The organism is Streptomyces lateritius (genome assembly GCF_014649715.1).
Lineage (GTDB): Bacteria > Actinomycetota > Actinomycetes > Streptomycetales > Streptomycetaceae > Streptomyces > Streptomyces lateritius.
In genome coordinates, this window is sequence record NZ_BMTO01000004.1 from 276,038 (window position 1) to 288,550 (window position 12,513).

General features: G+C 72.7%; 14 protein-coding genes and 5 tRNA genes. 11 read left to right on the forward strand and 8 right to left on the reverse strand.

Going from position 1 to position 12,513, the window contains the following annotated elements:
* Positions 1-229: 229 nt before the first annotated feature.
* Positions 230-1,462 (forward strand): uroporphyrinogen-III C-methyltransferase, encoded by a 1,233-nt coding sequence (cobA, locus tag IE136_RS10185; protein WP_189600159.1) that lies wholly within the window; start codon positions 230-232, stop codon positions 1,460-1,462.
* Positions 1,463-1,541: 79 nt separating this feature from the next.
* Positions 1,542-2,354 carry a TrmH family RNA methyltransferase gene (locus IE136_RS10190; protein ID WP_158985542.1) on the forward strand — a complete coding sequence of 271 codons (813 nt, stop codon included), beginning with the start codon at positions 1,542-1,544 and terminating at the stop codon, positions 2,352-2,354.
* 173 nt (positions 2,355-2,527) lie between these two features.
* On the opposite strand, the gene IE136_RS10195 is transcribed toward IE136_RS10190, so the two are convergent.
* The gene (locus tag IE136_RS10195; RefSeq protein ID WP_158985540.1) at positions 2,528-3,724 is read right to left on the reverse strand and encodes a serine/threonine-protein kinase; all 1,197 of its coding nucleotides are present in this window, start codon (positions 3,722-3,724) and stop codon (positions 2,528-2,530) included.
* A 195-nt stretch (positions 3,725-3,919) separates the two neighbouring features.
* Here IE136_RS10195 and IE136_RS10200 point away from each other — a divergent pair, with 195 nt between their 5' ends.
* The 4 genes from IE136_RS10200 to IE136_RS10215 all read left to right on the forward strand — a co-directional run bounded on the left by IE136_RS10200 (position 3,920) and on the right by IE136_RS10215 (position 6,554).
* Positions 3,920-4,153, forward strand: coding sequence for a DUF8836 family protein (locus tag IE136_RS10200; protein WP_137990476.1), 234 nt, complete (start codon positions 3,920-3,922; stop codon positions 4,151-4,153).
* Positions 4,154-4,341: 188 nt separating this feature from the next.
* Positions 4,342-4,509: a hypothetical protein gene (locus tag IE136_RS10205; protein ID WP_189600160.1), complete on the forward strand. Its 168-nt coding sequence runs from the start codon at positions 4,342-4,344 to the stop codon at positions 4,507-4,509.
* A gap of 765 nt (positions 4,510-5,274) precedes the next feature.
* Positions 5,275-6,222: a phosphotransferase family protein gene (locus IE136_RS10210; protein WP_189600161.1), complete on the forward strand. Its 948-nt coding sequence runs from the start codon at positions 5,275-5,277 to the stop codon at positions 6,220-6,222.
* A gap of 41 nt (positions 6,223-6,263) precedes the next feature.
* Positions 6,264-6,554 (forward strand): TFIIB-type zinc ribbon-containing protein, encoded by a 291-nt coding sequence (locus IE136_RS10215; protein ID WP_158985536.1) that lies wholly within the window; start codon positions 6,264-6,266, stop codon positions 6,552-6,554.
* Between the two features lie 67 nt (positions 6,555-6,621).
* Here the strand turns inward: IE136_RS10215 and IE136_RS10220 are convergent.
* The 5 genes from IE136_RS10220 to IE136_RS10240 form a co-directional block, all read right to left on the reverse strand.
* Positions 6,622-6,693, reverse strand: a tRNA-Val gene (locus IE136_RS10220).
* 40 nt (positions 6,694-6,733) lie between these two features.
* Positions 6,734-6,805: transfer RNA gene (locus IE136_RS10225), tRNA-Val, on the reverse strand.
* Between the two features lie 34 nt (positions 6,806-6,839).
* Positions 6,840-6,911: transfer RNA gene (locus tag IE136_RS10230), tRNA-Val, on the reverse strand.
* A 1-nt stretch (position 6,912) separates the two neighbouring features.
* Positions 6,913-6,986, reverse strand: a tRNA-Cys gene (locus IE136_RS10235).
* 39 nt (positions 6,987-7,025) lie between these two features.
* Positions 7,026-7,098, reverse strand: a tRNA-Gly gene (locus IE136_RS10240).
* A gap of 255 nt (positions 7,099-7,353) precedes the next feature.
* Between IE136_RS10240 and IE136_RS10245 the strand changes: the two genes are divergently transcribed.
* From IE136_RS10245 to IE136_RS10255, 3 genes are read left to right on the forward strand one after another with little or no spacing between them, the layout of a single operon-like run.
* Entirely contained in the window at positions 7,354-8,406 is a 1,053-nt protein-coding gene (locus IE136_RS10245; RefSeq protein ID WP_189600162.1) for a chorismate-binding protein, read from the forward strand.
* The gene (locus IE136_RS10250; protein ID WP_189600163.1) at positions 8,403-9,233 is read left to right on the forward strand and encodes an aminotransferase class IV; all 831 of its coding nucleotides are present in this window, start codon (positions 8,403-8,405) and stop codon (positions 9,231-9,233) included. The genes IE136_RS10245 and IE136_RS10250 overlap by 4 nt, the downstream gene beginning before the upstream one ends.
* A gap of 55 nt (positions 9,234-9,288) precedes the next feature.
* Positions 9,289-10,128 (forward strand): GNAT family N-acetyltransferase, encoded by an 840-nt coding sequence (locus IE136_RS10255; protein WP_158985530.1) that lies wholly within the window; start codon positions 9,289-9,291, stop codon positions 10,126-10,128.
* Between the two features lie 161 nt (positions 10,129-10,289).
* Here the strand turns inward: IE136_RS10255 and IE136_RS10260 are convergent, their stop codons facing one another.
* Positions 10,290-10,817 carry a DsbA family protein gene (locus IE136_RS10260; RefSeq protein WP_189600164.1) on the reverse strand — a complete coding sequence of 176 codons (528 nt, stop codon included), beginning with the start codon at positions 10,815-10,817 and terminating at the stop codon, positions 10,290-10,292.
* A gap of 166 nt (positions 10,818-10,983) precedes the next feature.
* Here IE136_RS10260 and IE136_RS10265 point away from each other — a divergent pair, with 166 nt between their 5' ends.
* Positions 10,984-11,412, forward strand: a complete 429-nt coding sequence (locus IE136_RS10265) for a hypothetical protein (protein WP_189600165.1) — start codon at positions 10,984-10,986, stop codon at positions 11,410-11,412.
* Positions 11,413-11,506: 94 nt separating this feature from the next.
* Positions 11,507-11,659, forward strand: a complete 153-nt coding sequence (locus IE136_RS10270) for a hypothetical protein (RefSeq protein ID WP_189600166.1) — start codon at positions 11,507-11,509, stop codon at positions 11,657-11,659.
* 19 nt (positions 11,660-11,678) lie between these two features.
* Here the strand turns inward: IE136_RS10270 and IE136_RS10275 are convergent, their stop codons facing one another.
* On the reverse strand, positions 11,679-12,236 hold the full coding sequence (locus IE136_RS10275) for a CGNR zinc finger domain-containing protein (RefSeq protein ID WP_158985524.1): 558 nt from the start codon (positions 12,234-12,236) through the stop codon (positions 11,679-11,681).
* Positions 12,237-12,513: the final 277 nt, after the last annotated feature.

Sequence of the window (12,513 nt, forward strand, 5' to 3'; positions counted from 1 at the left end):
GCGCCGTGAATCACGCAGTCCCGAATACGGCCCCCGGAACGGCCGCCACGCACCGACCCCCCACGGTGCCCGTCCCCATGCCATGCCGTCCCAGAGGGACATGGGTCACAGGCCGCCCACCCCCGGTGACCGATATCGTGGGTGCGGGCGTCTGAAAATCCGCCCCACCAGCCGCTTCAGCGCCGACGCGGCCCCCGCTGTCCCGCCCCCTCCGAGGAGCCGCACACCCATGGCCGAGCACGCCGAGTACCCCGCCTACCCCGTCGGACTCCGCCTCTCCGGCCGCCGCGTCGTCGTGTTCGGCGGCGGCCAGGTCGCCCAGCGGCGGCTCCCCGCCCTTATCGCGGCCGGCGCCGACGTCACTCTCGTCTCCCCCTCCGCGACCCCGTCCGTCGAGGCCATGGCGGAGGCCGGGGAGATCGCCTGGGTCAAGCGCCGTTACCAGGACGGGGACATCGCGGACGCCTGGTACGCGCTCGTGGCCACCAGCGACCCCGTCGCCAACGCCGCCGCCTCCGCCGAGGCCGACCGGACCAAGACCTGGTGCGTGCGTGCCGACGACGCCGAGGCGGCCACCGCCTGGACCCCGGCCACCGGCCGTAGCGAGGGCGTGACCGTCGCCGTGCTCACCGGCCACGATCCCCGCCGTTCCGCGGCCGTGCGTGACGCGATCGTCGAGGGCCTGCGGGACGGTTCGATCACGGCCCCGCAGCACCGTTCCCGTTCCCCGTTCGTCGCCCTGGTCGGCGGCGGCCCCGGCGACCCGGACCTCATCACCGTCCGCGGCCGCCGGCTGCTGGCGGAGGCGGACGTGGTCATCGCGGACCGCCTCGGCCCGCGTGACCTGCTGGACGAGCTGCCTCCGCACGTCGAGGTGATCGACGCGGCGAAGATCCCCTACGGCCGTTTCATGGCCCAGGAGGCCATCAACCAGGCCCTGATCGAGCACGCCAAGGCGGGCAGGTCGGTCGTGCGGCTCAAGGGCGGCGACCCGTTCGTCTTCGGCCGGGGCATGGAGGAGGCCCAGGCGCTCGCCGCCGAGGGCATCGCCTGCACGGTGGTCCCCGGCATCTCCAGCTCGATCTCCGTCCCGGGTGCGGCCGGCATCCCGGTCACCCACCGCGGTGTGGCCCACGAGTTCACCGTCGTCAGCGGACATGTGGCACCCGACGACCCGCGTTCCCTCGTCGACTGGGCGTCCCTCGCCAAGCTCACGGGCACGCTGGTGATCCTGATGGGCGTGGACAAGATCGGGAAGATCGCCGAGGCGCTGATCGCCCACGGCAAGGCCCCGGAGACACCGCTCGCCCTCGTCCAGGAGGGCACGACGGCCACGCAGCGCCGGGTGGACGCGACGCTGGCGACGGTCGCGGAGACGGTCAAGGCCGAGGAGGTCCGTCCGCCGGCCGTCATCGTGATCGGCGACGTGGTCGGCGAGGGCCCCGACAAGCTCGTGAAGTGAAGTAACCACGGGTGACCGCACCCCATGCCCACCCGCCGTACACATTGGCACCGCACCCCTGACAAGGCAGTATCACCTCGTGGCCGAACTCATCACCATCGACGACCCCGACGACCCGCGTCTGAGCGACTACACCGGTCTGACCGACGTGGAGCTGCGCCGCAGACGCGAGCCCGCCGAGGGCCTGTTCATCGCGGAGGGTGAGAAGGTCATCCGCCGTGCCCGGCAGGCCGGTTACGAGATGCGGTCGATGCTGCTCTCGGCCAAGTGGATCGACGTGATGCGCGATGTCATCGACGAGGTCCCGGCACCCGTGTACGCGGTCCAGCCGGACCTCGCCGAGCGGGTGACGGGCTACCACGTGCATCGTGGCGCTCTCGCGTCCATGCAGCGCAAGCCGCTGCCGACGGCCGAGGAACTGCTCCGTGACGCCCGCCGGGTCGCGGTCATGGAGTCGGTCAACGACCACACCAACATCGGCGCCATCTTCCGCAGCGCGGCGGCGCTCGGCATGGACGCGGTGCTGCTCTCCCCGGACTGCGCGGATCCGCTGTACCGCCGGTCGGTGAAGGTCTCCATGGGGGCGGTCTTCTCGGTCCCGTACGCCCGTCTGGACACCTGGCCCCGAGGTCTGGAGGCGGTACGGGAGGCGGGCTTCAAGCTGCTGGCCCTGACTCCCGACGAGAAGGCCTCGCCGATCGACGTGGCGGCCCCGCACAAGCTGGAGCGGGCGGCGCTGATGCTCGGCGCCGAGGGCGAGGGTCTGTCGACGCAGGCGCTGCGTGCCGCCGACGAGTGGGTGCGCATCCCGATGGCTCACGGCGTCGACTCGCTCAACGTGGGCGCGGCGGCGGCGGTCGCCTTCTACGCGGTGGCGAGCGGCCGCCCCTAGGTCGTGTCCGTGAAGTCCCGTCTGGCCCGCGACGCCTGGCACGCACGTTCGCCGCGTTGTCGGGATCACCCGAGTACGCCCGGTACGAGGGCGACCCTCCGTCTTGCGATCGCACGCACCGGACGCCGCTGGCCCTGCCCTGCGGGCAGATGGCGCTGCTTTCCGGACACGACCTAGCCCTGGAGGGCCTGCGCGGCCGCGATTCCGAGTGCGACCACCAGCGTCACCACGACGAAGACGAAGAGGCGCTGGCGCAGCAGGCGCGGGTTGGCGGGCCGCAGGCCCGTGGAGGTCGTGCGGCCGCCGGGCCGGGACGAGGGCGCGGGGCGGCCGTTCGGCCGTGACTGAGGGGCGGCCTGCCGGCCGTTCGTACGTGATCCGCTGGTACGAGATCCTCCCGTACGCGATCCGCCCGTACGCGGGGCGGGGCCCTGAGCGGAGCGGCCCTGCGTACCGCCTTCGGTGTACCGCTCCGTCGGCCGGATGCCCGCTCCGGTGGAGTGCTCCGTGCGTTCCCGCTGTGCCGGGGGGCGGGAGGCGGGCAGGCCCTGGGCCTCGCGCGCGGCGATCTCCTTGAGCCGCATGGACAGCTGGAGGGTGCTGGGACGTTCCTCGGGGTCCTTGGCCAGACAGGCCCGCACCAGCGGGGCCAGGGCGTCCGGTACGCCGTGGAGCTGCGGTTCCTCGTGCACCACGCGGTAGAGCATGACCTCGGAACTGCCGTGCCCGAAGGGGGAGTCGGCCATGGCGGCGTACGCGAGGGTGGCGCCGAGCGAGAAGACGTCGGTGGCCGGGGTGACGGCCGCGCCCCGGACCTGCTCGGGGGCGAGGAAGCCGGGGGAGCCGACGGCGGTGCCCACGTGGGTGAGGGTGCTGGCGCCGGTGGCCCAGGCGATCCCGAAGTCGATGATCCGGGGGCCCTTGGGGGAGAGCAGGATGTTCGACGGCTTGAGGTCCCGGTGTACGACGCCGGCCTCGTGAACGGCGACGAGGCCCTCGGAGAGCGCGGCCCCGATGGCGGCCACGTCGGCGGCGCGCAGCGGTCCCTCTTCGGCGACCCGGTCGTGGAGGGAGGGGCCGGGAACGTACTGGGTGGCGAACCAGGGCCGGTCGGCGTCGAGGTCGGCGGCGACCAGCCGGGCCGTGCAGCCGCCGCGGATGCGGCGCGCGGCGGACACCTCGCGGGCGAACCGGGAGCGGAACTCCTGGTCCTCGGCGAGGTCGGGGCGGATCACCTTCAGCGCGACCCGCTGTCCGCGGCGGTCGGAGCCGAGATAGACGACTCCCATCCCGCCGGCACCCAGCCTGCGGTGGAGCCGGAACGCCCCGACAATCCGCGGATCCTCGCGCCGGAGCCGCATCATCGCCATGTCCGTCCCCTCGTCCGTTCGACGTGGCACAGCTTACGTATTGGCGCCCTGGTGTGCTCATAGGCCGCGCCCTCCCGCGGGGATCGATTGTCAGTGCTGGGGAGGACACTTGAGGGGTGGTCAGGATGCCGTCGTCGACGGCCGTCGGGATCGCGTGATTTCCCAATGTCCGGTCGCAGAAGGGGGATTGGATCGATGAAGGGTGATCGGGTGGAGATAGTCGTGGACGCGGGGGACACGACTCGGACCTATGAAGTGGTGGCGAGCAGGGCGGGCCGGAGGGTGGAGACGGCGGTACGGCGGGGGGTGGTCGAAGTGAGCGAAGTCACGCGTACGGGAGTGGTGGTCCGGACGGCGCGCTTCATGGCGAGCCGGGTCCTCGCGCTGGTGGAGCAGCCGGTGCCCCTCCGGGAAGACCCTCAGTCCTAGGGAGGTCTCTCCACCCAGGGGAGTACTCCCTGAGGGGGCGGGTCATCCTCCGGGAGGCCCGCAAGTCGGTACGCGGGCATGACGTCGGGGCGGGGCCCGGTGCCTAGTGTTGAGGTCAAGCGGCGGGTGCAGCACTCGTCCCCCGAGGTCAGACACCCGCCGCTGCCAACACGAACAGGAGAGGACCCATGGCGTTCACGGCATCGCGGATGAACACCCGCCCTTCGGGCCGCCGCCACCCCCTGGTGGCGACCGCCATGGTCCTCCCTCTCGCGACCCTGCTGGTCGTCGTCTTCGGCGGCTGGGACGCAGTGGTCACACAGGCGTCGTCCGTGGGCGTGATGCTGGGGCGCTGAGCGGCGCCCCGGACCCGGGAGAGCGGCCCGGGTCGGGGACATCCGGCCAACAACCCCGTGGGGACGGGGGTGCGGCGGACGGCAGCGTGGGGCCGGTCAGCTGGGGAGCTGACCGGCCCTCGCGCGTTCCCGGCAGCCGCGGCCCCGCCCCAGCGCGAATCCGCCGCGCACCGGAGTCTTCCGCCCGGCTCCTTCGACGTTCCTCCACGGGCCCACCGGGCCCGGGGCGAAGCCGCCGCGCGAGGCCTTGGCCCCCACGCCCGGCTCCTTCGACGTTCCTCCACGGGCCCACCGGGCCCGGGGCGAAGCTGCCTCTGAGGTCTCAGTCCCCACGCCCGGCTCTTACGACGTTCCTCCACGGGGGCTCACCGGGCCCGGGGCGAAGCCGCCGCGCGAGGCCTTGGCCCCACGCCCGCCGCAAGGGCCTCCGCCCCGTCCGGCCGTCCGCAGGGTGTGGTGCCTTTCGGCCGCCCGCGTCGGTGCCGTGCGGTTCGGCGTCCCTCCGCGGTGGCCCACCGGCACCGGCGTGAAGCTGCCGCCCCGGGGCCCGAGCCCACTTGCCCGACGCACAGGGGCCTCCGCCCCCGTCCGCGGTGCCCCGGCGGCGGCCCCGCCGCCCACCGTGGCCTTCAACGCCTCGCCGCCCGCGGCGCCCGCCGGCAGTCCACCCCATCAGCCCCCGGCAGGATTTCGGGAAGGGGCGGGGTGGGGGCAGCATCCCTTGCGGGGGGTCGGCGCGGGCGGGGCGGCGCGTAGGCTCCTTGGGTGCTCGCACACGATCTTGAGCGGCTGCGTTCCCTCGCGCGGGAAGCGGCCCATCCCGGCCCCACCCCCGCCGGCGTCTGCTCCTGCCCCGACGGCGTCCTCGCCGACCGGGAAGACGGGACCGTCGTCCGGCACGGCGCGGTCGTCGTCAAGGCGCACGCCCCCGGCATCGACGGCGAGGAGCACCGCGCGCGGATCGCCGTCGCCGCGCACCCCGGCCTGCGAGACGTCCTCCTGCCGCCCCTCGCCCAGCCGCCCGGCACCGTCGACGACCGCCTCCTCACCGCCTGGCCCCACGGCACCCCTGTGGACCCCGCCGACCCCGACGCCGCCCCCTGGGAGGACGCCGCCCGGCTCCTCGCCCTGTTGCACCGGACCGCGCCGCCCGTCAAGCGCCTCCCGGACATGCGCGCCCCCGTCAAAGCGACCCTCGCCGTCGACCGGATGCGCAGAGCCGGCGCGTCCCGCCCCGCCGTCGAGACGGTTCTGCGCGCCTGGGGCACGCTGCCGAAGGAGCCGGCCCGCCACCTCCGGGTCCTCTGCCACGGCGACTTCCACCTCGGGCAACTCGTGCGCGCCCCCCAGCGCCCCCAGCACCCCGCCTCCCCCTGGCTCCTCATCGACGTGGACGATCTCGGTCTGGGCGACCCCGCCTGGGACCTGGCACGCCCCGCCGCCTGGTTCGCCGCCGGCATCCTGCCGCCCCACGTCTGGTCGCGCTTCCTCGGGGCCTATCTGGCGGCCGCGGGTCCGGCCGTCGACCCCCGCGACCCCTGGGTCCAACTCGACGTCCCCGCCCGCGCCCTGACCGTGCAGACCGCGGCCCTCGCCCTGGCCAAGTCGACCGCCGAAGGACGCCCGCTCGACGAGGTCGAGGACGTGATGATCGACACCTGTGCCCGAATAGGCTCCGCCCGAACCGAGTTGACCCCGCCGGCGTCCACGTAAGGTGAAGTCTTCATTCGAACCGGCAGGGAGTTGAGCCGAGCATGCAGTGCCCCAAGTGCCACGCAGCGATGCACACGTACAACCGCAACGGCGTCCAGATCGAGCAGTGCAGCGGCTGCCGCGGGATCTTCCTGGACTACGGCGAGCTGGAGGCCCTGACCCGGCTCGAGTCCCAGTGGGTGCAGCAGGCGCCGCCCGCGCCCGCCCCGCCGGCCTACCCGGCGCAGCCCGCCCCCGCCGCTCCGGCCTGGGGCGCCCCGCACCACGGTGGCCACCACCAGGGCGGTCACTACCGTCAGCGCGGCTTCGGCCGGATGCTCTTCTCCTCCTGACGCACGGGGGAGCGGGTACGAAGAAGCCCCCGGCCGCGAGAGGCGGCCGGGGGCTTCGTACAGTGCGTGCGCGATACTGGGATTGAACCAGTGACCTCTTCCGTGTCAGGGAAGCGCTCTCCCGCTGAGCTAATCGCGCGGGTCGGTCCCACACCTTACAGGACCAAGGGTTTACTGCGTGCGCGATACTGGGATTGAACCAGTGACCTCTTCCGTGTCAGGGAAGCGCTCTCCCGCTGAGCTAATCGCGCGGGGATCCTTGCGGACCAGATCCTTACGGATCAGTGGACGATACTGGGATTGAACCAGTGACCTCTTCCGTGTCAGGGAAGCGCTCTCCCGCTGAGCTAATCGTCCATGGAGGTGGAGACGGGATTTGAACCCGTGTAGACGGCTTTGCAGGCCGTTGCCTCGCCTCTCGGCCACTCCACCAGGAGTGAATACGGGGGTTCGGGAAGATCCCCCACATCGAGCGGACGACGAGATTCGAACTCGCGACCCTCACCTTGGCAAGGTGATGCTCTACCAACTGAGCCACGTCCGCTTGTCGTTTCCGTTTCGCTTGCGCGTCCCGGCGACGTGTTGAACTCTAGCGGATTCCTGGGCCAGCACAAAAACGCGTTTCCGCAGCGTGCTGAGGCACGTACGGAGCTGTCTGCCGAGCCGGGCCCCCAGGAGCGTTGGCACCTCGTTCACTCACCGTGTTCCCGAGGTGGCTCGCAGGCGCCATGGGGACCGGCCCGCAGGCCCCGTCGCACGCCCCCTCCTCGCGCCCCCGGCCCCGCCTAGACTCGCAGGCGTGCACGACCTTGCTCCTCTGGCCCGCTTCGGCGGCCTCCTCGCCACCGACCTGCGGGATGTCACCAGTGACCCCGAGGCCTTGGACTCCGTCGGCTTCTGGGCCGTCTGCGCGGACTTCGAGGGCCGTCTGACCTGCGCCCGCTTCGGGGACGTACGGCCGGATCCCGTTCCCGCGCCCCTGCCCGGCGCCTGGCGCGGACCCGCCGCCGGTGACTGGACGTCGTCGCTCGACCGCGTCGCGTACACCGAGGGCGTCCGCCGGATCCGCGAGCACATCGCGCGGGGTGAGGTGTACCAGGCGAACCTCTGCCGGGTGATGTCCGCGCCGCTGCCCGATCCGGCGGCGGCCGACGTCGACGCGCTCACCGCGCTCCTCGCGCGCGGCAACCCCGCTCCCTACGCGGGAACGATTCGCCTTCCCGCCCACGGCGTGGAGATCGCCACCGCGTCCCCCGAACTCTATCTGCGCCGAGACGGCCACACCGTGGAGTCGGGACCCATCAAGGGCACCGGCCGCACCGCCGAGGACCTGCTGGAGAAGGACCACGCCGAGAACGTGATGATCGTGGACCTGGTACGGAACGACCTCGGCCGGGTCTGCGCCTCCGGATCGGTCACCGTTCCCGAGCTCTGCGCGGTCGAACCCCACCCCGGGCTCGTCCACCTCGTCTCCACCGTCCGCGGCGAGCTCGACGAGAGCGCGGGCTGGCGGGAGCTCCTCGACGCCACGTTCCCGCCCGGATCCGTCACCGGCGCCCCCAAGTCCAGCGCGCTGCGGATCATCGAGGCTCTGGAGACCACAGCCCGGGGCCCGTACTGCGGGGGTGTCGGCTGGGTCGACGCGGACCGCCGCACCGCCGAGCTGGCCGTCGGGATACGGACCTTCTGGATCGACCGGGCCGAGGGCATGCTCCGCTTCGGCACCGGAGCGGGCATCACCTGGGGTTCCGACCCCGAGCGCGAGTGGGCGGAGACAGAATTGAAGGCGTCGCGACTGCTGGCGGTAGCGTCGGCCGCGTACGAGGCGAGCGGAAAGGCCATTTCTCGATGAAAATCTGGGTCAACGGCGGGCTGCACCACGTGGAGGAAGCCCGGGTGTCCGTACTGGACCACGGCCTGACCGTCGGCGACGGCGTCTTCGAAACGGTCAAGGCCGTCCGCGGGGAAACGTTTGCGCTCACGCTCCACCTGGAGCGGCTCGGCCGCTCCGCCCGGGGCCTCGGGCTGCCGGAGCCCGACCTCGACGAGGTCCGGCGCGCCTGTGCCGCCGTCCTGGAGGCCAACCCCATGGAGCTGGGGCGCCTGCGCATCACGTACACCGGCGGGCTCTCCCCGCTCGGCTCGGAGCGCGGCGACGCGGGCGCCGGCCTCGTCGTGGCCCTTGGCGAGACGGGGCGCCGCCCCGACTCCACCGCCGTGATCACGGTCCCCTGGACGCGCAACGAGCGCGGCGCGCTCACCGGCCTGAAGACCACCTCGTACGCCGAGAACGTCGTCGCGCTCGCCCGGGCGCGCGAACGGGGCGCCTCCGAGGCTCTCTTCGCCAACACCGTCGGGCAGCTCTGCGAGGGCACCGGCTCCAATGTCTTCGTCGTGCTCGACGGGCGGATCCACACCCCGCCCGTCTCCTCCGGCTGCCTGGCCGGCATCACCCGCGCCCTCGCCGTGGAGTGGACCGGCGCGGAGGAGACCGACCTTCCCCTCGACGCCCTGGAGAGTGCCGAGGAGATCTTCCTGACCTCGACGCTCCGCGACATCCAGGCCGTGCACCGCGTCGACGGTCGCGAACTGACCGTCGCACCCGGGCCGGTGACCGCCAAGGCCATGCGGGTCTTCGACGAGCGGGCGGCGGCGGACCGGGATCCGCGCCTCGGTTAGAAGTCCGGCGGGAAAGCGGATGACGGCGAGCCCAGGGGTGGGTACAACAGCCGTGATGACCACCACCCTGCGGCCGGTCGGGCCGCTTCAGCAGACCCCCGACGGCGACCGTTCACGCACCTACGACGTGTGCGTGAACAGCCGCCGCGTCGGCTCCGTCCGCCTCGCCACCGCACCGGGCTTCGGCGCCGCCTACGGTGTGATCGAGGCGCTGGGCATCGACGAGAAGGACCGCCGTCGCGGCCGCGGCACGGTCGCGGCGCTGGCCGCCGAGGAGGTCCTGCGCGGCTGGGGCTGCGGCCAGGTCCAGATCTCCGTACCGGCGGACGCGGAGGCGGCGCTGCGGATGGCGGCTGCGCTCGGCTACACCGAGCGCAGCCGGAACATGGTCAAGCAGCTGCCTGCGGAGCCTCCCGTGCTGCCGCCCGGCGTCGAGATCCGCCCGATGACCGAGGCGGAGTTCACGGTGTGGGAGGCGAAGGCCAAGGACGCTTTCGCGCGCAGCTGGGTCGAGCGCGGCGTGCCGGAGGACCAGGCCCGCGCCAAGGCCGAGGCCAGCCACCACACACATCTCCCGCAGGGACTGGCCACGCCCGGTACGACGATCCACGTCGCCGTACGGGACGGGGAGGCCGCCGGGTTCCTGTGGACCGGCCGCTTCGAGCTCGAACCGGGGGCTCGTGTCGCCTACGTGTACGACATCGAGGTCGCCGAGGCGCAGCGCGGCCGGGGCTACGGCCGGGCCCTGATGCTGCTCGCCGAACGGGTCGCGCTCGACGCCGGCGAGCGACGGCTGGGCCTTCACGTCTTCACGGGCAACACCCCGGCGATCCGCCTCTACGAGTCGCTCGGCTACCGCACGACCTTCGTCAACAGCTACAAAACGCTGCTCTAGGTGTATTGATCACGAGGTAGCGCCGTCTGCCCGCAGGGCAGGGCCCGCGGCGTCCGGTGCGTGCGATCGCGAGGCGGAGGGCCGCCCTCGTACCGGGCCTACTCGGGTGATCCCGACAACGCGGCGAGCGTGCGTGCCAGGCGGGACTTTACGGACCCGGCTTAGTAGGCGGCGTCGCCGACGAGCAGGCGGTCGACGATCTCCTCGATGCGGGCGCGCAGGCCCTCCTGGCTCTTGCCGCCGTCGAGGCGCTCGCCGGCCACGACATAGGTCGGCGTGCCCGTCACCTTGATCGCCTTGCCCTCCGCCTGGTCGGCGTCGACGGTCAGCAGGTGCCGGCCGTCGATCAAGGCGGTGTCGAACTCCTCGGCGTCCAGACCCAGTTCGGCCGCGACCTCCAGGAGCACCGGCTCGCCGCGGTCCCGGAGGTCCGCGGTCCTGGCGAGCAGCGCCTCCACGTACGGCCAGTCCTTGCCCTGCTCGGCCGCCTCCTCCGCCGCCTGGGCGGCGGCGTAGGCGTGCTTGTTCTTCTCCAGCGGGAAGTGCCGCAGCTGTACGTCGATCCGGTCGCCGTACTTCTCGCGCAGCGCGCGCACGTCGTCGAGGGCCTGGAAGCAGTCGGGACACTGGAGGTCGAACCAGGCCTCCAGGACGACGGGGGAGGCGGGCGTGATGGTGGAGTCGCTCATGGGAGCAGTCTTCCAGCCCGCCGCGGCGCGCCCCAACCGGACCGGGGCGGGGATCACCCCGGGGAAGACCCGGAGATCTCCCTGAGGTCGGCCCGGAACATGGCCCCCGCGGACCTGTCCGGTGCAGGATGGAAGGGACCTGTCACCGCGGGGCCTGGAGGATCGCATGCTTGCCGAGACCATTTGTTCCGCGGTGTCCGCGGCGGGGCTTGCCGTCGCCGCGATCACGGCGTACCGCAGGCGTTTCCTCGCCGCGGCGCGGATCGCCGCCTACGCTCTGGTGCCCGTCGGTCTGGTCATGACCGGGGCGGTGCGGTGGGCCTTCGACACGGCCTTCAGTCCGACCGCCTGGGCCGGTTTCGGTGTCCTCGGCGCGGCCTGGCTGCTGTTCACGACCACGCGCGCCGTCGAGCGCCGCAGGGGCGGGGGCCGTAAGGAGACGGGCGGCGGGGAGCGCCGTGACGCCGTCGCGCCGGCCGCCTCGGCGCCCTCGCTCGGTCAGGGACAGCGGGGGGCGACCCCGAAACCGAAGGCGACAGCGGGAGCGGACGATTTCAGTGACATCGAGGCGATCCTGAAGAAGCACGGGATCTGACAGGCGGAGCGTCCACGGGATGTGATGAACGGCCGTTTCCGAGGGGCGTGTTGCGGGCTGTCCCGGCCTGGGCTGCGCCATGATCGCCCCCGAGATGCTGGATACCTCGCGGGATCACGTCCCCGCCCCCACCGAAGAGCCGCGCGGTTGTCTGTTCGCGCTCTCCCAGCCGCCGCTGATGATCTTCCTCGCGGTGATCGGCTGTCTGCTGCTGATGGCCGCCGTGCACGACCTCTTCCTGCTGTGAGGGGCTGCCCGGTGCCGGGTCAGCGGGCCGCTTCCTTGCGGCGCGCCCGGTACGCGGCCACGTGCAGCCGGTTACCGCAGGTGCGGCTGTCGCAGTAGCGGCGGGAGCGGTTACGGGAGAGATCGACGAACGCGCGGCCGCAGTCCGGGGCCTCGCAGCGGCGCAGCCGCTCCTGCTCGCCCGCCACGACGATGAAGGCCAGCGCCATGCCGCAGTCGGCGCCGAGATGGTCGGCGACAGAGGCGCCCGGCGCGAAGTAGTGCACATGCCAGTCGTAGCCGTCGTGGTCGGTGAGCTGCGGCGTCGTGCCCGCCGCCGCGACCAGCTGGTTGATCAGCGTCGCCGCGATCCGGGCGTCCGGCGCGGCGAAGACGGCCGCGAACTTGGCGCGGACGTCCCGCACGGCCCGCAGGTCGTCTTCGTCCAGCTCACCCACGTCGCTGATGTCGTGGGCGCGGACGAAGGCGTGCAGTGACGGGAGGTCCCCGAGGGTGTCGTCGCGGTCGCTCTGCGGCGCGGTGTTCACCAGATCGACGACGGTGTCGAGGGCGATCCGGGTGTCGTGGGGGATCAGCACGATGCGCTCCCTGGCCGGCTGCGGGCGGCGCCCGCGGGATTGCGCTGACTCTAGCGGCTCCGCCGCGAGCTGCCGGGAGCGGTCCGAAAGCGGGCCGGATCAGGGCCGAATCCCGGTTCCGGCGGACCGGCCGGGGCCCCGGAGAGAGCGCGATGCCCCGCAAAAGCGGCATCGGCGCCCTCCCCGCGCCGGCTGCGCGGGGGAGACGCCGATGTCGGCCGTATGGGGTTGTCCGCGCGGCGCCGTCTCCCCGAGTCGGACGGCGCCGTGCGGCTCT

Coding starts and splice junctions, on each gene's coding strand:
- cobA (WP_189600159.1), top strand. CDS start 230: ATGGCCGAGCACGCCGAGTACCCCGCCTACCCCGTCGGACTCCGCCTC.
- IE136_RS10195 (WP_158985540.1), bottom strand. CDS start 3,724: ATGGCGATGATGCGGCTCCGGCGCGAGGATCCGCGGATTGTCGGGGCG.
- IE136_RS10200 (WP_137990476.1), top strand. CDS start 3,920: ATGAAGGGTGATCGGGTGGAGATAGTCGTGGACGCGGGGGACACGACT.
- IE136_RS10205 (WP_189600160.1), top strand. CDS start 4,342: ATGGCGTTCACGGCATCGCGGATGAACACCCGCCCTTCGGGCCGCCGC.
- IE136_RS10215 (WP_158985536.1), top strand. CDS start 6,264: ATGCAGTGCCCCAAGTGCCACGCAGCGATGCACACGTACAACCGCAAC.
- IE136_RS10250 (WP_189600163.1), top strand. CDS start 8,403: ATGAAAATCTGGGTCAACGGCGGGCTGCACCACGTGGAGGAAGCCCGG.
- IE136_RS10255 (WP_158985530.1), top strand. CDS start 9,289: ATGACCACCACCCTGCGGCCGGTCGGGCCGCTTCAGCAGACCCCCGAC.
- IE136_RS10260 (WP_189600164.1), bottom strand. CDS start 10,817: ATGAGCGACTCCACCATCACGCCCGCCTCCCCCGTCGTCCTGGAGGCC.
- IE136_RS10265 (WP_189600165.1), top strand. CDS start 10,984: ATGCTTGCCGAGACCATTTGTTCCGCGGTGTCCGCGGCGGGGCTTGCC.
- IE136_RS10270 (WP_189600166.1), top strand. CDS start 11,507: ATGCTGGATACCTCGCGGGATCACGTCCCCGCCCCCACCGAAGAGCCG.